A 24,541-nucleotide genomic window follows, 5' to 3' on the forward strand; every position below is an offset into this window, starting at 1 on the left:
TCATGAATATCATTGCTAAATCATTCCTTCCGCACAAAACCCGTTTACTCGCCCTGACTGCTTTCCTGTCATTGGGTATGGCAGGTTGTGAGGTAACGGATCTGCAGCCGAAAGACGCCCTTCCTGAGGGCGATGCTTTCTCCTCACCGGCTAATATTGCGCTGGCCGTGACAGGGGTATACGACGCTGCACAGTCTGGTTTCTACGACCCATTGAACGGTACGGCCCTTGGCGTACGAGGCTATCCATTTGGAGCTGCTGCTACCGAGCTGGACGATATCCGGGGCGAAGACGTGGTAGATATTGCCGGCTTCTTTGGTATCGTCTATTCCAACCAGATTACGCCTTCCAGTCCTAATATTGTGAATATGTGGTCAACGCTCTACGCGTTGATCAATCAGGCGAACATCACAATTGAAGGTGTGCGTACCGCTACTGCCAACGGAGTAATTCCCATTGCAACGGCTAATGCTTACGAAGGAGAAGCTCGTTTCCTGCGGGCTCTCTCGTATCACCAGTTGCTGATGAACTTCGCTAGGCCTTACGCCGACGGCCAGGGTAGCAGCCCGGGAGTTCCTTACCGGGAAACGGCACTGAATTCCATTACCAAGATTGAAGCGGCGAAGGCTCAGGGCCGTAACACGGTTGCCGAGGTATACACCAAAATGCTGGAGGATCTTCAGTTTGCGGAGGACAACTTACCCGCCACCCGCCTAGGCGGTGCGAAAGTTACCAGAGCTACCAAAGGAGCTGCCATTGCCCTGAAACAGCGCATTCGGCTGCACCAAGGCAACTACCCGGCAGCTGTTACGGAAGGAAATAAGCTTATTTCTGCTGCTGCTCCCTTCACCAGCTCTAGTGCATTTGGCTCTTTCGCGCTTGCAGAAACGCCGCAGGCTGCTTTCCCCGGTGGTGTTAATACTACGGCAGAAAACGTCTTCTCTATTGAGAACAGCTCCGACGATAATGCCAGCGTCAATGGTGCATTGCCATCTATGTTTGGCTCCGATGCTCCGGTACCTGTTGGAATTGCCGCTCGGGGGTTGATTTCCATTAGCCCCATTCTTTACAATGCGTCTTTCTGGACGTGTAATGACCTGCGTCGGACGGAGCTTACCCAATCGAACGGGACGCGCTATTTCACCCGTAAATACCGGGACGCGCTGACCAGATCTGACTTTGCACCCATTATTCGCTACGCAGAAGTTCTGTTGAACCAGGCAGAGGCAGAAGCGCGAAGCGGTAATACAAGCCGGGCATTGCTGCTGCTGAACGCCGTTCGGAACCGGGCAGTTGTTAATCCGGCTGAACGGTACACGGCGGCTTCTTTCGCCACTCCCAATGCGCTGATTGGAGCTATCCTCAATGAACGCCGGATTGAACTGGTAGGCGAGGGATTCCGGTGGGATGATATCCACCGCCTGTCCGTTGATCCTGTGTTCAAGACGGATGGTATTCCGCGCAAATATGCCAACTCGCAAGCAGTGCTTGCTAACTACAATTGCCAGGCTGCTACCAGCGTAGCTGGTGCAACTGCGCCTGTTGGCTACACCAATACGCGCTTCCTGTGGCCTATTCCTTCGCTTGAGGTTGCTAACAACCCAACGTTGGCCTCACAGCAAAACCCTGGTTACTAACGTATAGGGGAAAGAATTTTTTGGCAAAAAAAGGGCCCGCCTGCTTTGGACGGGCTCTTTTTTTGTTGCGGCGTAATGTAATATTTAAGCTGTTGGCTGGCATCTGCCTCAAAGCATCAAGCATGTGAGTTAGTTATGGTTATTAGGCCGTTTTTAGGCTAATGACTACCTGGTGCTGGTGTTCAGAAACGGATATTACCCTCACGAATACTCCAGTTATCTCAACTCCTTCTTGAATTCCTCCGCCCAATGATCGGCCAGACGGGTAGGTTCCGGTAGCTTATAGCCGCGCAGGCAGGCCAAGGTGAGACGGGTGGCGGTGGCTTGGTCGCAGCGGTGGCCAGGGCTCACGAACAGCGGATTCACCTTATCCTTGCTGCGGATGACCTCGCCCAATAGCTCACCCTGCTTATCGGTGAGCGGTGTGATGCTGCCTTTGGTGAGGGCCGGCTCCTGAAACGTACCCGTCAGCTTCTGCTTGGCCACGCCGAAAGTGGGTACATCCAGTTCCACGCCCAGATGCGCGGCAATACCCATGCGGCGCGGATGCGCAATGCCGTGGCCATCCACCATGATAATGTCCGGCTTCTGGCGGAGCTTCTCGTAGGCCAGCAACAGGTTGGGTGCCTCGCGGAAGGCCAGCAGACCCGGTATGTAGGGCAGCGTAACGGGGCTGACGTGGTATACTTTCTCTACCAGCTCCAGAGACGGAAAACGCAGCAGCACGAATACCGACAACACCGTTTCGGGGGTAGGGAAGGATGAGTCGCAGCCAGCAATGAGGTGGGGCTCGCGGGACAGTGGCTCCAGCCGGATGCGGGTGCGCAGTTCGTCTTGCAGGCGGGTCAGGTCACGAACTACGATGGGGTCGGGGGCCGGGCCGGGGGGGCGGTAGTAAGCCATGAGTTGGGAGATGAGTGGAACCCAGGTGTACTACGGCCGGGCCGGCGGGGTTGTAGAACCCGGGGCCGCCGGGCACGTTAGCCATATATCAATATCAACTGCTGTACAACTGATGGCCAAGTCTGAACAACCAGCCCACACTGGCAGCGGCGCGTTCTTTGAGCGGCGCTATTGGGTTGACGTGCAGCGGCCCCGCCAAACGGCCGCCGAACTGCTGGATCATATTAAGTGCCACCTGCCCGACTACTCGCCTGACCTGCTGGCAGACTTCGAAAAGACCAAAGGTCAGAGCCACTGTCTAGCTGAAGGCGACGAATTTGCCGTGAAGATTCTGGGTCCCTGGAACGGTGACGTGCGCGTAACGGAGGTAATGGCCGATGGATTTGAGTTGGCTACCCTGGAAAGTCACCCCGAAGCGGGGCATATCTGCTTTTCCCTGCGCCCGCACGCCACGCTGCCCGATACGCTGCGGTTCGAGATTCGCTCCCGCGCCCGCTCCCGCGACGGATTGGTGGCCTTTACCTACGACACGCTGGGCCTGGGCAAACGGGTGCAGCAGCAAACCTGGGAAACCTTTTGCCAGCGCGTGGCGGAGCGGAGCGGCGGGCTGCTGCTGGCACCGGTTCAGGTAGAAACTATCCGGCAGGACGATGCCGGAACTGAAGTAACCCACAATGCCTAAGCAACCACCGCTCTACGAGCTGCAGAAACGCCGCCTTGATTCTTATGCCCAGGCTGGCTATAATTTCGACCCCGACCAGGCCGACGATTACACCGCTGCCAACGGTTGGCGGGTTGACGACTACGAAACCGAGCTGCCCGCTGAAACTCCCGGTCCGGCCGAAGCGCACGGCTCCTGGGCCGCCGCCCGTGAGGTCCTGCGCAATTACACCTTCCCGCCACCCGGCCTCATCACGGGCATCTTTCTGCCCGACCAACCCTTGGATAAGCGCGTGATGGTGCTGCGGGGGCAATTCCTGCTATTCACGTTCTGGTTCGGCGTGCGTATCGGCGGCGTGACGGACGAAATCCGTACGCTGCCCGATGGCTCCCGGGAGCAGGTGTGGGGCTATAACTACCGCACACTGGAAGGTCATTTCGAGCGGGGCCAGATCGAGTTCATGGTCCACAAAAACCTCACGACGGGGCGGGTGTGGTTCCATATTCATGCCTACTCCCAGACGGGCCGCATCAGCAACCCGTTCTATTGGCTGGGCTTTAAGCTGTTCGGCCGGATGCTGCAGAAACGGTTCTCCAACGAATCGGTGCGGCGGCTGCGGGAACAGGTGGAGGAAATGCTGCGCAAAGGCTGGGCAACCCCCGACGCCGAGCAGGCTCCGCCGGTGCAAGCCGTATCGGCCGCCGCCGGCGCGCGGGAACAGTTGGACGAAGCAGCCTAACGCTGCACATATCCAAGTGAAAGCCCCCGGCCAACATCCTGCGCAGGATGTTGGCCGGGGGCTTTCACTTGGATATGTGCAGCGTTAGGCTGCTTCGTCCGATACGGGCGCACCGCCATGAATCATGTCGGAGGTGATACCGGGCTCGTGGGTTACTTCGGCCCGGAACACGCCCACAATGTGCGCCACCACGAAGGCCAGCACCACGTACATCGACACCTCGTGGATTTCCTTGCACAGGTGCTCAATGGAGCGGAAATAATCTTCAAAGACTAGGATCAGCCCCGTAACGACCATCACGGCCAGCACTACATAAAAGCCCCGGTACATGTAGCGCACGAAAACACCTTTGCGGGCCTCATCGTCGCCTTGGGCGGCGCGGGCGTGCAAACGGGCCAGCTTGGCAGCCGTGCGCTGTCCGCCGCGCTGCCGGAAACTCACGAATACCCGGTAGGCCAGCAATACCGAAATCAGAATGCCTGCCCAAATGTGCCAGTCCCAGATGCGGTGGGCTACAATGCGGGTCAGGCCGCGCAGCTGGTCGGGGGCCATCGTAATGCCCTTTTCGGCCAGCACTTTGCTGAACTCGGGAGCCAGCGACTTCACTTTGACCACCACGAACAGAAACAGAATGGTCATGAGCTGGAACAGCACCAGCCCGGAGTTGGCCCAGTGCCAGATGCGCAGCCCCAGCGAGTTGCGCTTAGGACCAGTGGCGGGAGAAGAAGGAAGGGGAGTAGCCATAGGGGCAATAGGAGGGGAGGAGAAAATGACGACGGTAAGGTACGGGACCCGTGCAGGATTTCCGAACCGCGCTACGGCTACCGTAAACAATCGGCCGCTGCCAGCGTTGTATAAGTTCGTTCTGAATAGTTCAGTCCTTCTCTCTCTACAACCAACTCTCATGACTGCAGCCAAAGGCTACGCCGCTCAGACGGTAAATGCTCCCCTCGCTCCCTTTGATTTTGAGCGCCGCGACGTCGGCCCGCACGATGTGCGCATTGAAATTCTGTTCTGTGGCGTGTGCCACTCCGACGTGCACCAGGTGCGCGACGAGTGGGGCGGCTCGATCTTCCCCATGGTACCCGGCCACGAAATTGTGGGCCGTGTAACCGAAGTGGGCGCCCACGTAAAAGGCTTCAAAGCCGGCGACCTGGCCGGTGTAGGCTGCATGGTGGACTCCTGCCAGCACTGCGCCGAGTGCAACGAAGGCCTGGAGCAGTACTGCGACAATGGCTTCGTGGGTACTTATAATGCCAAAGACAAGGACGGCTCCGTAACCTACGGCGGCTACTCCAACAGCATCGTGGTGACGGAGAAATTCGTGCTGCACGTGTCGGAGAAGCTGGATCTGGCCCGCGTGGCGCCGCTGCTGTGCGCCGGTATCACCACCTGGTCGCCGCTGCGCCAGTGGAACGCCAAGAAAGGCGACCGGGTAGCCGTGATGGGCTTGGGTGGCCTCGGCCACATGGCCGTGAAATTCGCCGCTGCTATGGGTTGCGAAGTAACCGTGCTCAGCACCTCGCCCTCCAAGGAAGAGGATGCCAAAGCCCTGGGTGCCCACAAATTCGTGGTGACCAAGGACCCTGAAGCCATGAAAGGCATCAGCAACTACTTCGACCTGATCATCAACACCGTGTCGGCCCCGATGGACCTGACGCCCTATGTGGCCAGCCTGCGCCTCGATGGCACGATGGTGCTGCTGGGCGTGCCGCCGGAAGCACCGCAGCTGCATGCTTTCAACCTGATTGCCAAGCGCCGCCGCATTGCCGGCTCGCTGATTGGCGGCATCCAGGAAACCCAGGAAATGCTGGATTTCTGCGCTGAGCACAACGTAATGAGCGACGTGGAAATCATCCGCATGGACTACATCAACGAAGCCTACGAGCGGATGATGAAGTCTGACGTGAAGTACCGCTTCGTGCTGGACTTGGCCACTATCTAGGCTCTAGCAGCACTGAAAAGCTCGTCGTTCTGAGTCAGGACGGCGGGCTTTTTTGTTTCAGGTGGGTCGGCGGCTACTTGCGGGTAAACACATACGGATCCTCTTCCACGTAGTCGTTCACGCGCAGCTCCACGGTTTTTACGGTGCCTCCGTCCACGACGAACTTGGCGGGCATCACCCCGAATACCAGGTCGGAGTAGGTGGCGCGGAATTCCTGGCCGTCCATGTAGTCGAGGGTGGCGGTGAGGCCGGGGTGGTTGGGGATAGTGACGAGCAACTGCTTGCCTTTCTGGCTGATCTGGATAAGGCCGAACAGCGGGTTCTGGTACTCGCCCACGTAGGCGCTGAGCGGCAGCGGGGCTTTTGCTTTCCTGCTCACGCGGGCAGCCAGGGCGGCCGTGGGGTCGGGGGCGGTGCTTTGGTTGGCTTTGCGGCGGGCCAGGGCTTGGGCGCTGCGGTCTACGTAGGGCATGCCCAGGTAGCTGTCGAGCAGCTGGTAGCGCAGGGCTTCGAAGAAGCTTTGGTTGTCGTTGTTGGTGAGTACGGCAATGCCCAGGCCGGCTTCCGGCACGAAGCACACGTTGCTGACTTCGCCCGAGGCCCCGCCGGTGTGCCAGAACATTTGCCGGCCGTTGTAGTCGGCGGCCTCCACGCCAAGGCCATAGGTGACGAAGTGCATGGGGTACACGGCCGATTTGCGGCTGCTGATGATGGTGTTGGCGTCGCGGGTTTTGCGCAGCGCGGCCCAGGGCAGCACCTGCCGGCCCTCGTAGCGGCCACTATCCAGTTGAAAGCGCAGCCACTTGCCCAAGTCCGTGACGTTGGATACCATGCTGGCGCAGGGCGCCATGTTGTCCCAGTTATCAAACGGCACCCGCGCCAGCGGCCCGAAGGTGTTGGAGTAGGCGTAGGCAATGTTGGGCCGCTGCCCAAACCCGGCTGACGACACGAAGGTGCTGGTCATGCCCAGCGGCTGCAGCAGATTCTGCTGCACGTAGGTTTCCCAGCTGGTGCCGCCGGTGGCGGCCGGTATTACCTCGCCCGCCGCCACAAAGGCCGAGTTGGAGTAGCCGTAGTCTTTGCGGAACTGGCGGGTGGGCTGCATCAGGCGCATGCGGCGCACAATCTCGGCCCGCTCCAGGTTGGATTTGAAGAAGGTGAAGTCGCCCTGAAACGTTTTGAAGCCCAGGTGGTGGCTCATCAGGTCGCGCACCGTTACCAGGCGCGAGGCGGTGGAATCGTAGAGGCGGAAGTCGGGCAGATACTTCGTTACCCGCTCGTCGAGGTTAATTTTCTTCTCCCCATCGAGCTTGGCCAGGGCCGTGCCGGTGAACAGCTTGGTGTTGGAGGCAATCATGAACAGCGTGTTGGCGTCCACGGGCTCGGGCTTGCCCACCTGCCGCACGCCGTAGCCTTTCTGCACCACCACCTGGCCATCTTTCACGACCACCACGGCCAGCCCCGGCACGTCCCACTTCTGCATGCCGCGCCGGATGTAGCTGTCGAGGCTGTCGGTGATGAAGCGGTTGGGCGGGGTGGTTTGGGCCTGGGCAACGGTACTCACGGCCAGGCCGGCGGCCAGCAGGCAGGGGCGGAGGGAGGAAAATGGCATGGACAGGAACAGAAAAGCAGGTAAATGATGGATGATAGGCAGCGGCAAGTAGCGCGAACTTTGCGGTTCGCGTCGCCGCACCGTCTGGATGGTTGTAGCGGCGCGGCGACGCGAACTACAAAGTTCGCGCTACATCCCTACCACTTCCGCAACCAGGGCACTGCGTACCGGCAGCAAATAAGGCAGCAAGATGCGCTGAAAGGGCGTTACTCCTTCTCCACCGGGTACTGAAACTCGCCTTCCAGCACGAAGCGGCGGCCACCCCGGCCGGCCTCGCACACTTGGCAGCGGTAGGTGCCGCGCAGCCAGTGCCGCGTGGCATCCACGCCCGTAACTACCAAGGTGCCGGTGTTCTGCCCGCACGATTTGGAGTATGCCGCAACCTTGCCGAAGCGGTACGACGCATCCCGGTTGCGGCCACTCAGAATCTCCTGAAAGCTGTAGCTGCCCGCCTGGATGGGAAACCGGTCGATGATGATGGTGAGGCCCTCGCCGTCGGGGTCGTCGGCGCGCACCACGTTCAGGCGCAAAGCGCGGTCCTCGCTTAGGAAAAACCGGGAGCTGATGGTATCGGCCTTCACGGCCTCGCCGTTGATGCGCAACGTGAGCTGCCGGGTTGATTCAGGTGAGGCAGCGGGCCGTTTCGGGGCCAGGCTGAGCAGGGGCAGCAGCAGTAGTGGGAGCAGACGGTTCATGGGCGGGGCAGGGCAAGAATCAGCCCAGAAGATAAGTAGAACATTGCTCCCCGCCACCAGAACGTCATTCCGAGCGGAGCGAGGAATCTCGCGTGCTGCCGTCGGGATTACTACTGCAACATCAGCAAGCGAGATTCCTCGCTCCGCTCGGAATGGCGTTCAGATGAAATGACGTTCCTTATTCGCACTGGTCAGCTTACGCCAGCGTGCGGCCCGGGTACTGTTCCAGCGCGGCGGCTAGGCAGTCCATGGCCTGGCCGATGACTTCCTGATTGACCACATAAGCCAGGCGCACCTGCTGGCGGCCCAGGCCGGGCGTGGCGTAAAAGCCGGAGGCCGGCGAAATCATCAGCGTTTGGCCGTGGTGGCTGAAGCTTTCCAGCAGCCACTGCGCAAAGTGGTCGGCATCGTCTACGGGCAGGTGGGCAATGACGTAAAAGGCGCCGCTGGGCGTAGGTACCCGTACACCGGGCATCTCACGCAGGCGGCGCAGCATCAGGTCGCGGCGGGCCAGGTACTCGGCTTTGGTGTGGTCGAAGTAGGTGTCGGGCAAGTCGGCGGCGGCTTCGGCCAGCAGCTGGCCCAGGCCCGGCGGGCTCACCCGCAGCTGGGCCAGCTTGAAGAATACGTCGCGCAGGGCGCGGTTCTTCGTGACAATGGCCCCAATGCGCGCCCCGCAGGCACTGTAGCGCTTCGAGATGGTATCGAGCAGTACGATGTGGTCGTCGGCATCCTGCAGGTGTAAAGCGCTGGTGTACTCGGCGTCGTAGCAGAACTCGCGGTAGGCTTCGTCGGAAAGCAGGTAGAGGTTGTGGCGCAGACACAGGTCCTTGAGCTGCTCCATTTCTGCCCGGCTGTACACGTAGCCGGTGGGGTTGTTGGGGCTGCAGATCAGGATGGCTTTAGTGCGGGGCGTGATGCGGCGCTCAAAGTCCTCGATGGGCGGCAGCGCGAAGTTGTCTTCCAGGCGCGCCGTCACGGCTACCACATGGGTGCCCGTAGCTACCGCAAAAGCCGTGTAAGGGCCGTAGAATGGCTCCGGCACGATGAACTCGTCGCCGGGGTCGAGGCAGCCCAGCAAGGCAAATGAAATGGCCTCGCTGCCGCCGGTGGTCACCAGAACATCGTCGGCTACTACGGGCAAACCCAGGCGCTGGTAGTAGTCGGCCAGCTTGTGGCGGTAGCTGAGGTAGCCGGCCGTGGGACTGTATTCCAGCACCCCGATGCTGGCCTGCTGCACCGCCGCCAGCATGGCCGGGGGCGTTTCGATGTCGGGCTGGCCGATGTTGAGCGGATGCACCACGAGGCCACGCTGGCGGGCGGCATCGGCGTAGGGTGTGAGTTTGCGGTACGGAGAAGCGGGCAGAGCCACGCCGCGCTGAGAAAGCTGGAGCATGGGTTTAAAGATAGGCCGGCGACTGTAGAAACCTAGTATAAAACCCTGAAAAGCGGCTTTGAATGCACTGTGGACAACCTCCAGGGCAGCCTGCTGGTTACACTCGTATGCTAACTCCCGACCAACCCGAAGTGTGGCTGCGTGGCCCGTTGCCGGCTCTGTCACCATTGCTGCAGCCGCTGGCCCACGCGCTGCTGCAGGCGCGAGAGGAGCTGACGGCCGCACTGCACAACTTCCCCGATGAGCTGTTGGCCGTTCGCCCGGCCGGGGTGGCTTACGTAGGCTTTCACCTGCGCCACCTGAGCGGGGTGCTGGATCGGATGCAGACCTATGCCCGCCACGAGCCGCTCACGGAAGCGCAATTTCAGTACCTGGCCGCTGAAAAAGAAGGTCTCACGCCGCCGGAAAGCACCTCGTTTCTGCTCCGGCAGTTCTCTCAGGCCGTAGATGCCATGCTCCAAACCCTGCGCGCCACGCCCGAAGCCATGCTGCCGGAGTTCCGGCCGGTAGGGCGGGCAGGGCTGCCCAGTACCGTAATGAGCCTGCTGACGCATGCCGCCGAGCATACTACGCGCCACACCGGCCAGCTTCTGGTAACGGCCCGGGTAGTGCAGGCCGGCATCCGGTAAATACAGCCATATTACCGATTGGAAGTGGGCTTCGGCGGGGCTTTCTGATTATTTTTCTTCTTTAGATATAAAAAAATAATATAATAAACCGAATATTGCTCCTCCTATCCCAAAGCTAATAATATCAAAAAATATGTTGCCACTATAAGAGGGGAATATCATAGTGTTTCTAGATAAAAATACCATGATAGAAATCATGGTTAATGATATAGACATACCTAACAATATATTTATTAATATATTGTTATTTGATATTTTTATTATAAATAGTTCATAAATGAATAAATAAGGAATATACACCCACCATCCATAAAACAGCAAAGTTAAAAACAAATATATAAAACTTTGATAGAGGCTTAGCTGAGTTGTGGTGCTTAAAAATAATGATACTATGACTAATGAAAATACAATAAAAAATATTAATTTAAAAGGTTTGTTAATGTTTATTTTATTTGCATTTTAGGATGCTTAAAGATTTACGATTATTCAAAACTTCATTTAGGGCATCTGTTTCGGGCCTATTAGCTACTTTTGTGATATTACTTGATATATTCTGTGCTACTAACAACGCTTTGATTTTTTGCATCATACCCGTCCATAATGCGTCTCCTTGATTAAATTGAATAGCGTACCTGCCTCTATCCCCTGGATTACTTATACACCCTATAGCAGTATCTAAAAATCCTGTAAATATTTCATTGCCTTGATTATAATAAGTACAGCCACTACTTGTTTTATATACGCCAAAGGTGCGTGTGCCACAAGCAGGATGATCTATAAGAAAAGAATCGTGTATTGCACTAAAGTTCCAGCTAGCAGACTCATTGCCTAATGTATATTTATTTACAATAACAGAGCCGGGATTTCATGAGATACCAATGTTAATTATCGATCCTAGTGGATTTGATTGCCATGAATAATTTTCATTATCAAACGTATAATTAGTAGGATTGAATTATATGCTTGAATAATGTGTTAGATTTAATCTGATATAGTTCATGAATTCGTTTGGTTATTAATTGATGATTATTGATAATAGGTAGATTAGGGAAATTAACTTCATATCTATCTAAATTGACTATCGGAGCTTGTATACTTTGATGTAGTCGATGACAAGGGTGCTTTGCCGCTGATCGGGCAGGCCGGGCCAGAGGCCAGGGGTGGCGTAGTTCGTAACGGCCTGGTTGGCAATGATATCAGTCGGGGCGGCGTAGGTGGGGATTTCCGTGGCGGGCACGGTTCTGAGCCACTTGCGGTCCAGATAATAGCTCACCGCTTCCGCCGTCCAGATGACGGAAAAAGTGTGAAAACCCTGCGTCAGATCAGTCGAGCCAGGGTAGCGGTAATGAAACTCCTTGGCCCGGTATGGCTCCGTGGAAGAGCTGAAATGAATGTTGTTGGATACCTCGCGCGGGTCACCGCCTTCAAAAATGTCGATTTCGGTGGGGCCGCTGGAAAGCCAGAACGCGGGCCAGGTACCCAGGCCGCCGCCCAGCTTACACCGGATTTCAAACAGGCCGTACTGAAACCCCCGGTTGCCGTCCCAGCGGGCCGTATCGCCCAGGGCCGGGTTGGGCCGGAAGGTCGGTTTGAGGTTAATCCAGCCCGACTCGTAGTGCAACAGCTTCATGGTGTCGCGGCCGTCGATGGAGTAGCGGTATTCCATCGGATCGGCCAGCGGCCGGGCCGTCAGGTGCAGGTTGCCGTCGTGCAGCTCCGCGTTGCGACGGTCATAGTATTCGTCCTCGATTTTGTTGCCCACCAGGGTTCGGTAGTTATCGGGGGTGAACTGCCAGGGCGAGCGGGCCTCCATATCGGCTATGTCCCGGTAGGTATCAAAATCATCCAGAAATACCAGCTGCCAGTCGCGGTAGCGCAACGGCTTCTGGGCCTGTGCCGATGGCTGAACCGTCTGGAGCAGGATAAACAGGGCAAGCAGCTTTTTCATAGGGCCGATAAGGTAACTGCCCGCTCTAACGCAGAAAAAGGCAGAAAAGGTACTTTGGAGCTGCTTCGTCTCCAAGCCCACCATGCTTCACCTGACAGGCCTTGGCCAGCGGCTTCTTCCAGGCCACGTATTGCGCAAACGGGCGGCCTCCTTGCCGGAAGCCGCCCGTTCTTACATAATGCGTGTGCGCCAGGTTGGTTAGTACATGGCGTCGATGCCCGATTTGTCGCCGGCGGAAAGGCCGGTACGCTGGATGTTGAAGGTGGAGCCGTCCTTTTTCACGATGGTGGGCTGGCCGTTCGAGGAGAACGAAAACGAGCCGTACATCATGATGGAGCCGAAGTCGAGTACGCCGTAATCGGTGCCGCCGTAGCCCAGGGCCGAGTACTTGGTGAAGTTGCCCTCGTAGCCGGCCTGAATGTTCTGGGTGAGGATGTTCACGAAGGTGTCCCGGTCGTTGCGGGTCTGCTCGTGGAACAGGCCCAGTGCGTGCCCGATTTCGTGAATGGTGTTGCCCGTGGTGCAGCCCGAGGCCAGGTTGATGTACTGGCGGCCGCCCACTATACCGATGTTGGAGGAACAGCCCGAGCCCACCCGGAACGTCACGTAGTTGCTTTGGGTGGTGCGCTGCACGAAGCGAATCGGGGAGTTGGCCTGCCAGTGAGCAATGGCATTGGTCACGCGGGTCTGGCTGGGCAAAGCGGCATCAATGGTGTAGTACACTACGGCCGAGGGCCAGCGGCCGGTGGTACGGCCGGCACTGCCAGGGCGGTTCTGGCCCTCGGCGGCGGCTACCTGCGCGGCCGTGAGCAGAATGTCACCCTCGTACACCTTCTCGCCGTTGATTTCCTGGTAGGTGATGGACTCCCCGCCCCAGGTGCCGGCTTTGGCCGCGCCCGTCTGGCCGGGGTAGGCTTCCTCGGCTTTGGCATCCTGCGCCTGCTCTACCTGAGCGGGCTGGGTTTCGTTTTCCTTGTTGCAACTCGTTAAAGAAATAGTACCAACGGTTGCCAGCAGGGTGAGAACGGAAAATTGCTGTTTGCGCATGTTGTGTAGGGTTTGGTTGTAGATAGCCGGGTAACGTACATCGGAAAAGAAATATTTCCCCAAGGGTTGAACAAAATTTTGGTAACCCTGGCCAGTGCGTCCATTGACAGGAAGTAGCGTCGGATGTGACCCTAAAACTATCCGGTATTGGCATCCAATGCGCCGTTGTGGTATCTTGAAGAGTGGCTGCGCCAACGTGGGCGCGTGGCCGTCTTACTGCCGGTGACGCGGATGCCCGATGCTCCTCAACGAAATCAAGCCTGCCGCTCATCTGGTCGAATTCGTCCGGCTCTACCGCATCATCGATTTTCGGTTTCCAGCGGGCACGGTCATCCCGCCTAAGCACTACTCCCCACGGCCGGAGCAGTGCCTGCAGTTCTACCCCCGGGACCCCGAAACAGTGCAGTACCTGGGAACCAGTTCTGCCATCAGTGGGAAACCGGCGGTGCTGACGGGGCAGCATACAGTTCTGAGTATGCGACAGGTCGGAGCCGATTTTCTAAGCGTGCAGGTAGTCTTTCAGCCCGGAGGATTTCACCGGCTGCTGGGCGTGAGTATGCCTGAGCTGGTGAACCTGTATCTGGATGCGGAGCAGGTGCTGGGCCCCAGCGTACGGGAAGTAAGCGAGCAGCTGGCCGCCGCTCCGTCATACACTGCCATGGTACTGGTTATCGAGCAGTTTCTGGGCCGACTGCTACGCCGGGCACGCCCCGCCCCGCTGGGCCTGGATCGGGTGGCCCAACTCATGCTGCACGAAGAAGCTCCTGCCAGCGTAGACTGGTTTGCCCGGGAAAGCTGCCTGTGTAATCGGCAGTTCGACCGCCGGTTCCGGGAGCGGGTGGGCATTGCGCCCAAGCAATTCCTGCAGATTGTGCGCTTTGACCGCGCCTACCGCCTCAAAAACCGCTGTCCGCAGCTCGACTGGCTATCCGTGGCCCTGCGCTGCGGCTACCACGACTACCAGCACCTAGCCAAGGACTATAAGGAGCTGACCGGCTACACCCCGGTGCAGTTCTGGACCCTCGATAACCAGGCCCCCGAGCGGGCGTTCGGGGATGCTGAAATCTAAGGGCCTTGGAAAGTCCGGTTTCTACCACTACCCGGGGTAGGGCGGGGGCTAGGTTTGTAGAAAACCTCCTGTACTATGCAACGCAAAGATTTTCTGCAGACCACCCTGGCCGCCCTGCCGGCCCTGTTCCTGGCCAAAGCCGGCCTGAGCGCCCCCGCCGCCACTACCTCCGAGCCGTTCGTGGTACGCGCCGGCAACAGCCGCTTCGGGGAGCACCTCAAGTACCGCGGCCAGCACCCCAACGACGTGGTGATATCCCGCCAGGATACGGCCGATGCGCTGAGCGTTTTCGTGTACACTGGCTACGCCAAAATCGGCCCCTCCCTGCACGTACACCTGCACCAGGACGAGTGGTTTTACGTGCTGGCCGGTCACTACCGCTTCGTGGTGGGCAGCCGGCAGGAGGAGCTGCACCCCGGCGACACCATCTTCCTGCCCCGCAACCTGCCGCACAGCTGGTTACAGCTCAGCGACCAGGGCCAGCTGCTCTACGCCGTGCAGCCGGCCGGCACGCTGGAAGAGTTTTTCAAGGAAATGGACGCCGTGAAAGCCACGCTCTCCGCCGAGGAAGCCCAGCAAATCCACCGTCGCCACGGCATGAAAATCATGGGCCCGCCTCTGACGTTGTAGTCAAGCATAAATCCTGATCCGGCGTGTAATCGTTCCGACAAAGCCAAAGCCGAGATGACCACACCTTCCGGCAGCTGCTGAAGCGCGTGCGCCGCGAACGAAAAGCCGACCAAGCGTAGGAAGCATAACCGGCTGGAAATAGAACAGGGCACCCAACGGGTGCCCTGTTTTTGTTGGTTTGGTACGAGTTAAGCAAAGCTTAACTCGTACCAAACCATGCTATGAGGCGAAGGTTTAGTTGATAGTAAATGTTTTTATAATATATTTAATTATTTAAACTATTAAACATGTACTCTATAAAGCTGTCACTAGATTCTAAATTGTCTGCACCTTTATTGAAGGCTGAATTATCAAGAAAATCATCATTATCATACGTTAATCGATGATCTTCAAGTTTATCCATGAACTTTTCGATTTTATTGGATGAGTGATTGTTAGTATTATTTATAGTTGTATTGAATTTTTCAATTATTTCTTCAACTTCATCCGGATGAGTATTGAGCATATATTCGTCAATAATTTCTTCGATCCAAGATATAATGTCATTATTATTGATTGCATTAATAAATTCTGGTAAATATATTTTCGAAATATCTAAAAATCATTTACTTCATCGATATAAGATAAATTTCTTGCTAATTCTGTAATAATTGATTCTTTTTCTAAAAATATTTGTTCTTTAAATTTATTGTGGATTAATGATAGGTATTTATAATTTTTTAATGTTATTGAATGTGTGTTATTGACTATTATTTTAAGTTCTTCGAGTATAAAACTGTTTGCTTCTTCGTATTTTTCTATTGGATAATGTGAAATAATTTGATTTAACATTTGTAATTTATCATATTCTAATAGCGTCCATCGAAAAGATTTTATACCTGTGTAATGTACTTTATATAATGATGAAATTATAGGTTCGTGAAACTTCTTTGTTATAATATTTAATCTATCTTTATTTTGTTCCTGGCTTATTTGAATTGTATTGACTTTATTTGAATTGTTTGAATCATGATTGTAAATAAAAATATAGAACAATTGGTTGAAATACGTAAATGAATTGATCAATGCGGAAATTGTATATTCATGGTCGCTTAAATATTTAATTAAAAAATCCTGAACTGATGGATTTTGATATTCAATTGCCTGGTTACCTGAATTGTCGGTATTGGTGATTATAAAAGTATTTTCTAATTCTTTTATGGATTTTTTAAGTTAATAGAATTGTATGTGTGATTGTTAGTGTTTTGATTGTATTTAGAATACTCGTTAGTCGCTCTTTCTAAATGATTTATAAATATTGGGGTTCCTGTTGACATCAATACAGCAAGTACTGCTTTAGATAATTCGGATATCTGGTTTTCATAGACATGTTCCCAAATGCTTTCGGGATAGTCCAAGAATTCTATAAATTTCTTTGCAAACTCATCTACTTTTATTGTTGCCCATCTGTTGTTGCTAGTTATGGCTTCAATAACCCTCGGGTTATAATTTTTATGATTTATAATTCTTAAATAGTTGTTATTTTTTAATATATTATCTATATATGGTGAGGGTAGATTTGAAAAAAAAATATGATTGTATAATATTTTTGCTCTTATAGATTTAGTGTACTGTGACAAATCTATTATGCATTTGGCTATTTGTATTTGATGAGAGTCAATGGTTTCAAATTTTTGTTTCGCTTGATTCAAAATATATTATCTTGTAGTTAATATTAATATCTTATTTTTTGATTTGTTAATTCTATTTATAAATGATATAATATTTTTTCCTTCATTATGATTTAAATTTTACTCCAAAAAATTACTTCCTAAAAAGTCATCAAATAAAAAAATTTGCCGCTTGGATTCTTTGTAAGTGGATATTGCTTCGCCTATTGAGTCTGTTATATATACGAAATCTTCAAAATCGTGATTTTTTATGTAATGGTAACAAAGCATTTTAGCTAATGTGCTTTTGCCTATCCCCGGTATACCTGAAATTACTACATATTTATTTTTATTTATAATCTTAACGGCATTTTCCAAGCTGTCGTTTGGTGCATATGTTTTTACGGTTTCTTGTATTATTTCGTTTTCAAATATACTTTGATTGTGTATTCTGCTGTATATAATATTTTCCAATATATTCGTACTAGAAAGCCAGAGCTTGTAATGCTTTTTCTCAATTTCAGGAAACTTGCCTAGTAAATTATTAAAGTCATTTTGTCCGTAAATATCATTGGTATTAAGTATGTAAGGATTGAATAAATTACATATCTCGTCTTTGTTGCTAGGCGAAAGTTCAATAGATGTACGGATTATATAACGGCTTGGATTAATTTTAATAACCTTTTTGAGCTCTTTTTTAAGCGTAGATATAAGAGCTCTGTAATCGTAATATCGTTTACATTGTACTATAATAGAATGATTTTTGGTTTTCAGATGGCGTAGATCAATGCCACCGTCTTTTCCAGGTTTGAAGCTTTCAAAAGTTAATCCGGATTCCTGCTGAAGTAAGTCTCTCGAGAGATCTTCATAATCAAGAGGCGAGAGATTTTTAAAATCGTAGTGTGGCATGCTTTAAGTATAAAAAAAACGGTGTAGTCACTAATCTGACTACACCGTTTTAAAGTAATGAAATAGGCTACTACATCCGGTTGATAATCTCGTCGCCGAACTCGGAGCATTTCAGGAGGGTGGCGCCTTCCATCAGGCGTTCGAAGTCGTAGGTGACGCGCTTGGCGGCAATGGCGGCTTCGAGGCCTTTGTAAATGAGGTCGGCGGCTTCCTGCCAGCCCAGGTGCTCCAGCATGAGGGCCCCGGAGAGGATAACCGAGCCGGGGTTCACCTTGTCCTGGTTGGCGTACTTGGGCGCGGTGCCGTGGGTAGCCTCAAAAATGGCGTGGCCGGTGAGGTAGTTGATGTTGGCCCCGGGCGCAATGCCGATACCGCCCACAATGGCGGCCAGCGCGTCGGAGATGTAGTCGCCGTTCAGGTTCAGGGTAGCTACCACCGAGTAGTCGGCGGGGCGGAGCAGGATCTGCTGCAGGAAGGCGTCGGCAATGCTGTCCTTGATGAGAATTTTGCCGCCGTCGAGGGCTGCCTTCTGCTGGGCGTCGGCCACTTCCTGGCCCTGCTTGGCCAGCACCTTGTCGTACTGGGCCCAGGTGTACACCTTGTCGCCAAACTCCTTCTCGGCCAGCTCGTAGCCCCAGGTTTTGAACGCGCCTTCGGTGAACTTCATGATGTTGCCCTTGTGCACGATGGTCACCGAGGGCTTTTTGTGCTCGATGGCGTACTGGATGGCGGCGCGCACGAGGCGCTCGGTGCCTTCCTTGCTCACGGGCTTGATGCCGAACGAGGAGGTTTCGGGGAAGCGGATTTTCTTCACGCCCATCTCATCCTGCAGGAATTCCAGCATTTTCTGGGCCTGCGGGGTGCCGTTCATGTACTCGATGCCGGCGTAGATGTCCTCCGTGTTTTCGCGGAAGATGACCATGTCGGTCAGCTCGGGGTGTTTCACGGGCGAGGGCACGCCGTCGAACCAGCGCACGGGGCGCACGCAGGCGTACAGATCCAGCTCCTGGCGCAAAGCCACGTTGAGGCTGCGGATACCGCCACCTACGGGGGTAGTCAGGGGGCCTTTGATGCCCACGAGGTAGTCGCGGAAGGCATCCAGGGTTTCATTGGGCAGCCAGTTGCCGGATTGCTTGAACGATTTCTCGCCGGCCATTACCTCTTTCCACACCAGCTTGCGCGAGCCGCCGTAGGCTTTCTCTACTGCCGCGTTGAACACGCGCACGGAAGCCGCCCAAATATCCGGACCCGTACCGTCGCCTTCAATGAACGGGATGATGGGTTGATCGGGCACATTCAGCTTGCCGTTCTTGATGGTGATTTTCTCTGCCATTGTTGAAAAGGTACTTAGGTACTATAGGGGTTGTAGTTGAGTGGTTCGGAAACGCGCAGATGGCACGTCATGCTGAGCGAAGCGGAGCATAGTCGAAGCATCTCTACCTCTGGCTAACTCAATCGGGGCAACGAAGCGGTAGAGATGCTTCGACTACGCTCCGCTTCGCTCAGCATGACGTTCTGTTGCCGTTCTGGCGTTTCTAATACCCGAAAATCTCTTTCAGGGTAAGTTGCTGGACCTGGCCGTACTTGGCCAGCTCCTTAAAATTGAGGCGGTCTTTGCTGCCGATGACCAGGATGGTCTGGGGCTGGCCTTTCACGCGCGCCTGCTGGAATTTGAGCAGGTCCTGGAAGCTCATGTTGGGCGTCTGCTCGTACACGTCGCGGCGCAGGTCGTAGTCGAGGCCCAGGCGCTTGGCCCGCTCGTAGCTGAAGAGCACGTCCGACTTGGTGATGCGCTCCGTGGCAATGCTGTTGCGGATGGCGTCCTTGGCGATTTGCAGGTTGGCCTCGGCGGCGGGCATATCGTTGAGCAGGGTGTTCATGCCGGCCATGGCCTCGGGCAGCTTGTCGCTCTGGGTGCCGATGTAGCTGAGGTTGTAGGAGCTGCGGCCGGCCTTATCGGCGGAGGCGAAGCGCGAGGAAGCCGAGTAGGCCAGGGCCTTCGACTCGCGCAGCTCCTGAAACACGATGCTGCCCATGCTGCCCCCGAAGTACTCGTTGTAGAGGCTGGTGGTGGGCACCAGGCCCTTGTCGTACACTGGTCCCTTGCTCAGGAACAGGATTTCAGCCTGCACCATGTTGTAATCCACCCAGTACACCTTGCGCTCCGTCATCGGCTGCTCCGCGAAGTCCTTGGCGGCCGGTACTGGCGTGAGGGTTGGGGGGGAGGTGTGGATATTATTGATGATATCCTCTACTCCTGGGACTAACGCATGCGTTTGAGGGGTTTTGCTGGTGTAATCAGTTGGAATTCTTTTAAATCCACCTTCAAGTTTCCGCGGCCCATAATACAGCACCCGATGCTCATACGTGGTCAGTTTTTTAATGAGGGCCGTGAGTTGCTCGGGCTTCAGAGCCTTCAACTCTTTCTCGCTCAGCTGCGTGGTGAAGGGGTTTTTTGCGCCGAACTTGGCGTAGTTCACCAGGGCCTGATTCAGAATCACGCCTTTGTTGAGCTTGGCATCCTGGCGGGCTTTCAGCACACCCGCCACCATGTTCTGCAGGGCAGCGGCATCGGGCTTGGGCGCGGCCAGCAGGCCTTCGAACAGCGCCAGGGCCGGCTCGAAGTTGCTGTCGAGGCCGGAGAGGCTCACGAAGGTGCGGTCCTGGCCGCTGCTTACGGCGAAGGAGCAGCCCAACTTGTAGAACTCCTGCTGGAGCTGGGCGGCGGTGTACTTGCCGGTGCCCAGGTATTGCAGGTAGTCGGTGGCGAGGCCGAGTTTGGGGTCATTGTTCGTGCCCAGATCGAGCACGTAGTACAGGTTGAAGAGGTTGTTCTCGGTGTTGTGGGTGTAGTACACCGGCACGCCCGAGGCCAGCGTCACTTCCTGAATGTCCTTCTTGTAATCGAGGAACACCGGCTGCAGCGCGGGGGTGGGCTTGGCGGTTACCTCTTTGTAGAATTCGGAGGCCACCTCGCGGTTCACGGGCACGGGCGTAATGGCGGGCTTCACCACCTTCACCTTGTTGGGGTCCTGACCGGTGCGCTTGTACACCAGCGCGTAGCCGGGGCCGTAGTACTGGTTGGCCACGCGCATCACTTCCTCCTTGGTGATGGTGCCGAAGTCGTCCGTCTGCTTGAGGTAGTCCTTCCAGTCCTCGCGGGCCACGAAGGCGGCCACGAAAGCGCCGGCGCGGGCCTCGTTGCTCTCGTAGCTCTTGGTACGCTGGAGCTGCTCGTTGTTGATGATGGCCGGAATCAGCCACTCCGGGAAGTCGCCCTTTTTGACTTTGGTCAGCTCGGCCAGCAGCAGGTCGTGCACCTGCTCCAGCTTCTGGCCCTGGCGAGGCGTGGCGTAGAGGATGTGCGAGGAGTAGTCGTTGTTGATGTCGGTGAACGAGGCGGCGCTCAGCACGGCCTGCTTCTGGTTCAGGTCGAGGTCAATCAGTCCGGCCTGGCCGTTGCTCAGGATTTTATCAATCATGCGCAGCACTAGCGCGTCGCGGGTGGCGGTGCCGGGCAGGCGGAAGCCGAGCATCACGTTTTCGGCGTCAGGGCCCAGCACCTGCTTCACGATGGGCGCGGTAATGGGGGCTTCCTGGGCGGCCACAAAGGCATCCACCGGCTTGCTCTGCAGCTTGCCGAAGTACTGGTCAATCACGCGGATGGTCTGGTCGTAGTCCAGGTCGCCCGAGAGGCACAGGGCCACGTTATTCGGCACGTAATACTTCTCAAAATACCGCTTAATCTCCGTAATGGACGGGTTCTGCAGGTGGTCGATAGTCCCGATGGTGGTCTGGGTGCCGTACTCGTGCTGCTGGTAGAGGCTGGCGCTCAGGGCCTCGTATTCCTTGCGAAAGTCAGAGTCGAGGCCCCGGTTTTTCTCCTCGTACACGGCCTCTAGCTCGGTGTGGAACAGGCGCGGCACCATCTCGCCGAGGCGCTCAGCCTGCACAGCGGCCCACTTCTCCAACTGGTTACTCGGAATGTCCTCCTGGTACACCGTCTGCTCCACCGAGGTGTAGGCGTTGGAGCCCTTGGCCCCGATGGCGCCCATGACCTTGTCGTACTCATTGGCCACGGCGTACTTGGCCGCCACGCCCGAAATCGAGTCAATCTGGTGGTAGGTGCGCTTGCGGGCGGTGGGGTCGTTGCGCTGGGCGCGGTACTGCTCGTAGAGGGCCTCAATCTTGTCAAGCTCCACTTTCTCGGCGGCCCAGTTCTGGGTGCCTAGCTTCGAGGTGCCCTTGAACACCATGTGCTCCAGGTAATGCGCGAGGCCAGTGGCGGTGCTGGGGTCGTTTTTGGAGCCGGCCCGCACGGCCAGGTAGGTCTGGATGCGGGGGGCGTCCTTGTAGTCGGAGAGGTAAACGGTCAGACCGTTATCGAGGGTGTAGATGCGGGCCTTGAGCGGGTCGCCTTCCACCGTCTGGTACGTGTATTTCTTTGGCTGCGAAACGGGGCTAGCGGCGGTTTCCGTAGCCGGGGCGGCGGTAGTGGCCGCCGGCTTACTGGTCTGGCACTGAGTAAGACCGAGCGTCGCCAGGGCCGGAACGAGAAGCAGCAGAGGTTTTTTCACGGGGAAGCAGGCGCGGAAAGCAGAGCGGGAAAAGGATAAGGGCCAAAGATAGGCGGCCCCCCCGGGAATAAAAAGCGCCACTTCGGCCCCTCGCCCGCAAAGTGCGAAAAAATGCTTATGACGGCTCACGGATTTCTCCGTAATCCGAGCGTTAATCCACGTCGAGGCCGAGCTTCTGCTTCATTTCGCTCAGCATCGGGTACTTCTCCATCAGGTAGTCCATCTTGTCGGAGGAGGTGTAGAGCTTGCGGCCGGTTTCCACGCGCTCCACTACTTCCACCGTCACGTTCAGACGCGGATAGCCGGTGCGGCGGCGCAACTCACCCAGGAACTCGGCCCGCAACTCGTTGAACAGGTCCTCCTGCACCGGGTTATCCACGCGCAGCAGAATCATGTGCTGCTCATTGGCCTGCACGGGGCGGTTGAGCAGGCTGTAGTGCATCATGCTGATGGGCTTGCGCTCCTCGGTCAGCTCCTTCCACACGCGCTGCAGTACCTCGTCGTTGATGACGGGCAGGCCGGTGGTGGGGCCGTTGGGCTCGGCGTCGGTAGCGGCTTTGCCAGCGGCGGCTTTCTGCTCCATCTGAGCCTTCATGGCGCTCAGACTGCCTAAACCGGGGAGCTTGGTGCCCAGGCCCAGCGGCTTACCGGCCGGCGGCATCCCCGGGCGGGGCGGGAGCGGAGCGGCCGTTACAGGCATCTGGCCCGGCTCGTGGCCGGCAATGCTGGGCGCCCCGATTTCTACGTGCGGCACGGTGTCGCGTAGTTGCTGGGTGGTGGGCACCTGGGTGGCCGCTTCGTCCTCGATGCTGGGCGTGTCGTGCAGCTCTTCCACGCCGCTTTCCACCGGCACAATAGGCTCAGGGTCGGCCGGGGCGTGTATGAGTGGTTGTTGGTTGCTAGTTGTTGGTTGTTGGGCCGTTGGAGCCGCGTTGTACACGGCCGGGGTTTCGGCGGTGCCGTCGGCTACGAGGCGGCCGTTGGCGGCGGGTGGCGCTGAGGCGGCTGGGGTTAGGGCTGCATCAGGGCTTTTTTTTTTCGCCTCGCCGTTGGCGGTTGGTGCGGCCACACCGCCCTGCAACTCCCGGGCAAACTGCACGGCACTGTTGAGGTAGGCCAGCTTCATGAGCATCAACTCTACGTGCAGGCGCTGGTTTTTGGCCTGCTTGAACTCCCGGTCGCAAAGGCTAACCAGGTTCAGGGCCGAGAGCAGGAAGGGCAGGGGTGCATCCTGGGCCTGTTGCACGTAGCGCGCCCGGATGTTGTCGGACACTTCCAGCAGCTGCACCGTCACGGGGTCTTTGCACACCAGCAGGCCGCGCAGGTGCTCGGCGGCACCCACCACAAAGTTGTGCAGGTCGAAACCCTGCTGCATCACCTCGTCCAGCAAGAGCAGCGTGGCCGACAGGTTCTCGGTCAGCAGCGCATCTACCAGCCGGAAATAGTACTCGTAGTCCAGAATGTGCAGGTTCTGTACCACATCCTGGTAGCGCAGGTTGTGGCCCGAGAAGGTCACCATCTGGTCGAACATGCTCAGGGCGTCGCGCAGGCCACCGTCGGCCTTTTGAGCCAGCAGGTGCAGGGCGTCGTCTTCGGCCTGAATCTGCTCCTGGGTGGCCACGTAGCGCAGGTGGTTGCGCATGTCGTCCACCTTGATGCGGTTGAAGTCGAAAATCTGACACCGCGACAGAATGGTGGGGATAATCTTGTGCCGCTCGGTGGTGGCCAGAATGAAGATGGCGTAGCTCGGCGGCTCCTCCAGCGTTTTCAGAAACGCGTTGAAAGCCGCATTCGAGAGCATGTGCACTTCGTCGATGATGTACACCTTGAAGCGGCCCTGCTGCGGGGCGTAGCGCACCTGCTCCACCAAGCTGCGGATGTCCTCCACCGAGTTGTTGGAGGCCGCATCCAACTCGTGCACGTTGAACGAGGCGTTTTCCTGAAACGCCCGGCACGAAGAGCATTTGCCGCAGGCCTCTAAATCGAAGGGCGTATTATCGGGGTCCGGGGCGTTCAGCAGCGCATCGGGCACAATGTCGGGCTGGATCTGGATCAGCTCCGAAACCGGCCGGCTTTTGCGCACATGCTCCTCTACGAACTCGCAGTTGATGGTTTTGGCCAGAATCCGGGCGCAGGTGGTTTTGCCCACGCCCCGGGGGCCGCAGAACAGGAACGCCTGGGCCAGATGCTGGCTAGCAATGGCGTTCTGCAAAGTGGTGGTAACGTGCTGCTGCCCCACCACGCTGCGAAACGTGGCCGGGCGGTACTTGCGGGCCGAAACAACGAAATTTTCCATACGAGTCAGGGGCAAAGATACCCCGAAAAGCCGGGCTTTGGAAGGTAGCTCGACGGGTTATTGGCTCGAAAAGGCCGCCTGCTGGTCGTTTCGAACGGTAGCAGAAATCCGGATACTGTGGCCGGATTTCTCCCCGGATTCTGACTGCAGGGAGAAATGAGAAACGGGAACATTTTCGGCTGGCAGCAACGTTTTCTTC

19 protein-coding genes and 1 pseudogene are annotated in these 24,541 nt (G+C 56.0%); 7 read left to right on the forward strand and 13 right to left on the reverse strand.

The annotated features are described in order from the left end of the window. Positions 1-2: 2 nt before the first annotated feature. Positions 3-1,637 carry a RagB/SusD family nutrient uptake outer membrane protein gene (locus EI293_RS19525; protein WP_246010742.1) on the forward strand — a complete coding sequence of 545 codons (1,635 nt, stop codon included), beginning with the start codon at positions 3-5 and terminating at the stop codon, positions 1,635-1,637. Between the two features lie 216 nt (positions 1,638-1,853). On the opposite strand, the gene nfi is transcribed toward EI293_RS19525, so the two are convergent. Further along, positions 1,854-2,540 (reverse strand): deoxyribonuclease V, encoded by a 687-nt coding sequence (nfi, locus tag EI293_RS19530; protein ID WP_125440234.1) that lies wholly within the window; start codon positions 2,538-2,540, stop codon positions 1,854-1,856. Positions 2,541-2,652: 112 nt separating this feature from the next. Here nfi and EI293_RS19535 point away from each other — a divergent pair, with 112 nt between their 5' ends. Both EI293_RS19535 and EI293_RS19540 read left to right on the forward strand, forming a co-directional pair. Beyond that, positions 2,653-3,222 carry a DUF1990 family protein gene (locus EI293_RS19535; RefSeq protein ID WP_125440235.1) on the forward strand — a complete coding sequence of 190 codons (570 nt, stop codon included), beginning with the start codon at positions 2,653-2,655 and terminating at the stop codon, positions 3,220-3,222. Then, entirely contained in the window at positions 3,215-3,940 is a 726-nt protein-coding gene (locus EI293_RS19540) for a DUF1990 domain-containing protein (protein ID WP_125440236.1), read from the forward strand. The genes EI293_RS19535 and EI293_RS19540 overlap by 8 nt, the downstream gene beginning before the upstream one ends. 84 nt (positions 3,941-4,024) lie before the next feature. Here EI293_RS19540 and EI293_RS19545 read toward each other — a convergent pair whose 3' ends face one another. Beyond that, on the reverse strand, positions 4,025-4,684 hold the full coding sequence (locus EI293_RS19545) for a cytochrome b/b6 domain-containing protein (protein WP_170170450.1): 660 nt from the start codon (positions 4,682-4,684) through the stop codon (positions 4,025-4,027). A gap of 160 nt (positions 4,685-4,844) precedes the next feature. Here EI293_RS19545 and EI293_RS19550 point away from each other — a divergent pair, with 160 nt between their 5' ends. Next, positions 4,845-5,885, forward strand: coding sequence for an NAD(P)-dependent alcohol dehydrogenase (locus EI293_RS19550; protein ID WP_125440238.1), 1,041 nt, complete (start codon positions 4,845-4,847; stop codon positions 5,883-5,885). A gap of 73 nt (positions 5,886-5,958) precedes the next feature. On the opposite strand, the gene EI293_RS19555 is transcribed toward EI293_RS19550, so the two are convergent. From EI293_RS19555 to EI293_RS19565, 3 genes are all read right to left on the reverse strand, one after another. Beyond that, a complete protein-coding gene (locus EI293_RS19555; protein WP_125440239.1) occupies positions 5,959-7,497 on the reverse strand; it encodes a serine hydrolase in 1,539 nt (512 codons plus the stop codon). Between the two features lie 206 nt (positions 7,498-7,703). After that, positions 7,704-8,192 (reverse strand): hypothetical protein, encoded by a 489-nt coding sequence (locus tag EI293_RS19560; RefSeq protein WP_125440240.1) that lies wholly within the window; start codon positions 8,190-8,192, stop codon positions 7,704-7,706. Positions 8,193-8,388: 196 nt separating this feature from the next. Continuing rightward, positions 8,389-9,588 (reverse strand): pyridoxal phosphate-dependent aminotransferase, encoded by a 1,200-nt coding sequence (locus tag EI293_RS19565; protein WP_125440241.1) that lies wholly within the window; start codon positions 9,586-9,588, stop codon positions 8,389-8,391. Positions 9,589-9,695: 107 nt separating this feature from the next. On the opposite strand from EI293_RS19565, the gene EI293_RS19570 reads away from it, so the two are divergent. Then, the gene (locus tag EI293_RS19570; protein WP_125440242.1) at positions 9,696-10,217 is read left to right on the forward strand and encodes a DinB family protein; all 522 of its coding nucleotides are present in this window, start codon (positions 9,696-9,698) and stop codon (positions 10,215-10,217) included. A gap of 1,078 nt (positions 10,218-11,295) precedes the next feature. Here EI293_RS19570 and EI293_RS19575 read toward each other — a convergent pair. Both EI293_RS19575 and EI293_RS19580 read right to left on the reverse strand, forming a co-directional pair. Continuing rightward, complete coding sequence (locus tag EI293_RS19575; RefSeq protein WP_170170451.1) at positions 11,296-12,165, reverse strand: glycoside hydrolase family 16 protein; 870 nt, start codon at positions 12,163-12,165, stop codon at positions 11,296-11,298. Positions 12,166-12,363: 198 nt separating this feature from the next. Beyond that, a complete protein-coding gene (locus EI293_RS19580; protein ID WP_125440244.1) occupies positions 12,364-13,212 on the reverse strand; it encodes a M12 family metallopeptidase in 849 nt (282 codons plus the stop codon). Between the two features lie 238 nt (positions 13,213-13,450). On the opposite strand from EI293_RS19580, the gene EI293_RS19585 reads away from it, so the two are divergent. Both EI293_RS19585 and EI293_RS19590 read left to right on the forward strand, forming a co-directional pair. After that, complete coding sequence (locus EI293_RS19585; RefSeq protein WP_125440245.1) at positions 13,451-14,281, forward strand: helix-turn-helix domain-containing protein; 831 nt, start codon at positions 13,451-13,453, stop codon at positions 14,279-14,281. 75 nt (positions 14,282-14,356) lie between these two features. Further along, positions 14,357-14,911 carry a cupin domain-containing protein gene (locus tag EI293_RS19590; protein WP_125440246.1) on the forward strand — a complete coding sequence of 185 codons (555 nt, stop codon included), beginning with the start codon at positions 14,357-14,359 and terminating at the stop codon, positions 14,909-14,911. A gap of 265 nt (positions 14,912-15,176) precedes the next feature. Here the strand turns inward: EI293_RS19590 and EI293_RS19595 are convergent, their stop codons facing one another. The 6 genes and pseudogenes from EI293_RS19595 to dnaX form a co-directional block, all read right to left on the reverse strand. After that, positions 15,177-15,416: a hypothetical protein gene (locus EI293_RS19595; RefSeq protein ID WP_125440247.1), complete on the reverse strand. Its 240-nt coding sequence runs from the start codon at positions 15,414-15,416 to the stop codon at positions 15,177-15,179. An 89-nt stretch (positions 15,417-15,505) separates the two neighbouring features. After that, a complete protein-coding gene (locus EI293_RS19600) occupies positions 15,506-15,946 on the reverse strand; it encodes a hypothetical protein (RefSeq protein WP_125440248.1) in 441 nt (146 codons plus the stop codon). Positions 15,947-16,107: 161 nt separating this feature from the next. Next, positions 16,108-17,469, reverse strand: a pseudogene (locus EI293_RS22670) (nSTAND3 domain-containing NTPase). 70 nt (positions 17,470-17,539) lie between these two features. Further along, positions 17,540-18,802, reverse strand: coding sequence for an NADP-dependent isocitrate dehydrogenase (icd, locus tag EI293_RS19615; RefSeq protein WP_125440251.1), 1,263 nt, complete (start codon positions 18,800-18,802; stop codon positions 17,540-17,542). 202 nt (positions 18,803-19,004) lie between these two features. Continuing rightward, positions 19,005-22,046 carry a M16 family metallopeptidase gene (locus tag EI293_RS19620; RefSeq protein ID WP_246010743.1) on the reverse strand — a complete coding sequence of 1,014 codons (3,042 nt, stop codon included), beginning with the start codon at positions 22,044-22,046 and terminating at the stop codon, positions 19,005-19,007. A 151-nt stretch (positions 22,047-22,197) separates the two neighbouring features. After that, positions 22,198-24,342 (reverse strand): DNA polymerase III subunit gamma/tau, encoded by a 2,145-nt coding sequence (dnaX, locus tag EI293_RS19625; protein ID WP_125440252.1) that lies wholly within the window; start codon positions 24,340-24,342, stop codon positions 22,198-22,200. Between the last annotated feature and the right edge of the window lie 199 nt (positions 24,343-24,541).

This window comes from Hymenobacter perfusus (assembly GCF_003944765.1).
Classification (GTDB): Bacteria; Bacteroidota; Bacteroidia; order Cytophagales; family Hymenobacteraceae; genus Hymenobacter; species Hymenobacter perfusus.

What these genes read in the sequence shown, in the direction of transcription:
- EI293_RS19525 (WP_246010742.1), top strand. Translation starts at nt 3, where the DNA reads ATGAATATCATTGCTAAATCATTCCTTCCGCACAAAACCCGTTTACTC.
- nfi (WP_125440234.1), bottom strand. Translation starts at nt 2,540, where the DNA reads ATGGCTTACTACCGCCCCCCCGGCCCGGCCCCCGACCCCATCGTAGTT.
- EI293_RS19535 (WP_125440235.1), top strand. Translation starts at nt 2,653, where the DNA reads ATGGCCAAGTCTGAACAACCAGCCCACACTGGCAGCGGCGCGTTCTTT.
- EI293_RS19540 (WP_125440236.1), top strand. Translation starts at nt 3,215, where the DNA reads ATGCCTAAGCAACCACCGCTCTACGAGCTGCAGAAACGCCGCCTTGAT.
- EI293_RS19545 (WP_170170450.1), bottom strand. Translation starts at nt 4,684, where the DNA reads ATGGCTACTCCCCTTCCTTCTTCTCCCGCCACTGGTCCTAAGCGCAAC.
- EI293_RS19550 (WP_125440238.1), top strand. Translation starts at nt 4,845, where the DNA reads ATGACTGCAGCCAAAGGCTACGCCGCTCAGACGGTAAATGCTCCCCTC.
- EI293_RS19555 (WP_125440239.1), bottom strand. Translation starts at nt 7,497, where the DNA reads ATGCCATTTTCCTCCCTCCGCCCCTGCCTGCTGGCCGCCGGCCTGGCC.
- EI293_RS19560 (WP_125440240.1), bottom strand. Translation starts at nt 8,192, where the DNA reads ATGAACCGTCTGCTCCCACTACTGCTGCTGCCCCTGCTCAGCCTGGCC.
- EI293_RS19565 (WP_125440241.1), bottom strand. Translation starts at nt 9,588, where the DNA reads ATGCTCCAGCTTTCTCAGCGCGGCGTGGCTCTGCCCGCTTCTCCGTAC.
- EI293_RS19570 (WP_125440242.1), top strand. Translation starts at nt 9,696, where the DNA reads ATGCTAACTCCCGACCAACCCGAAGTGTGGCTGCGTGGCCCGTTGCCG.
- EI293_RS19575 (WP_170170451.1), bottom strand. Translation starts at nt 12,165, where the DNA reads ATGAAAAAGCTGCTTGCCCTGTTTATCCTGCTCCAGACGGTTCAGCCA.
- EI293_RS19580 (WP_125440244.1), bottom strand. Translation starts at nt 13,212, where the DNA reads ATGCGCAAACAGCAATTTTCCGTTCTCACCCTGCTGGCAACCGTTGGT.
- EI293_RS19585 (WP_125440245.1), top strand. Translation starts at nt 13,451, where the DNA reads ATGCTCCTCAACGAAATCAAGCCTGCCGCTCATCTGGTCGAATTCGTC.
- EI293_RS19590 (WP_125440246.1), top strand. Translation starts at nt 14,357, where the DNA reads ATGCAACGCAAAGATTTTCTGCAGACCACCCTGGCCGCCCTGCCGGCC.
- EI293_RS19595 (WP_125440247.1), bottom strand. Translation starts at nt 15,416, where the DNA reads ATGCTCAATACTCATCCGGATGAAGTTGAAGAAATAATTGAAAAATTC.
- icd (WP_125440251.1), bottom strand. Translation starts at nt 18,802, where the DNA reads ATGGCAGAGAAAATCACCATCAAGAACGGCAAGCTGAATGTGCCCGAT.
- dnaX (WP_125440252.1), bottom strand. Translation starts at nt 24,342, where the DNA reads ATGGAAAATTTCGTTGTTTCGGCCCGCAAGTACCGCCCGGCCACGTTT.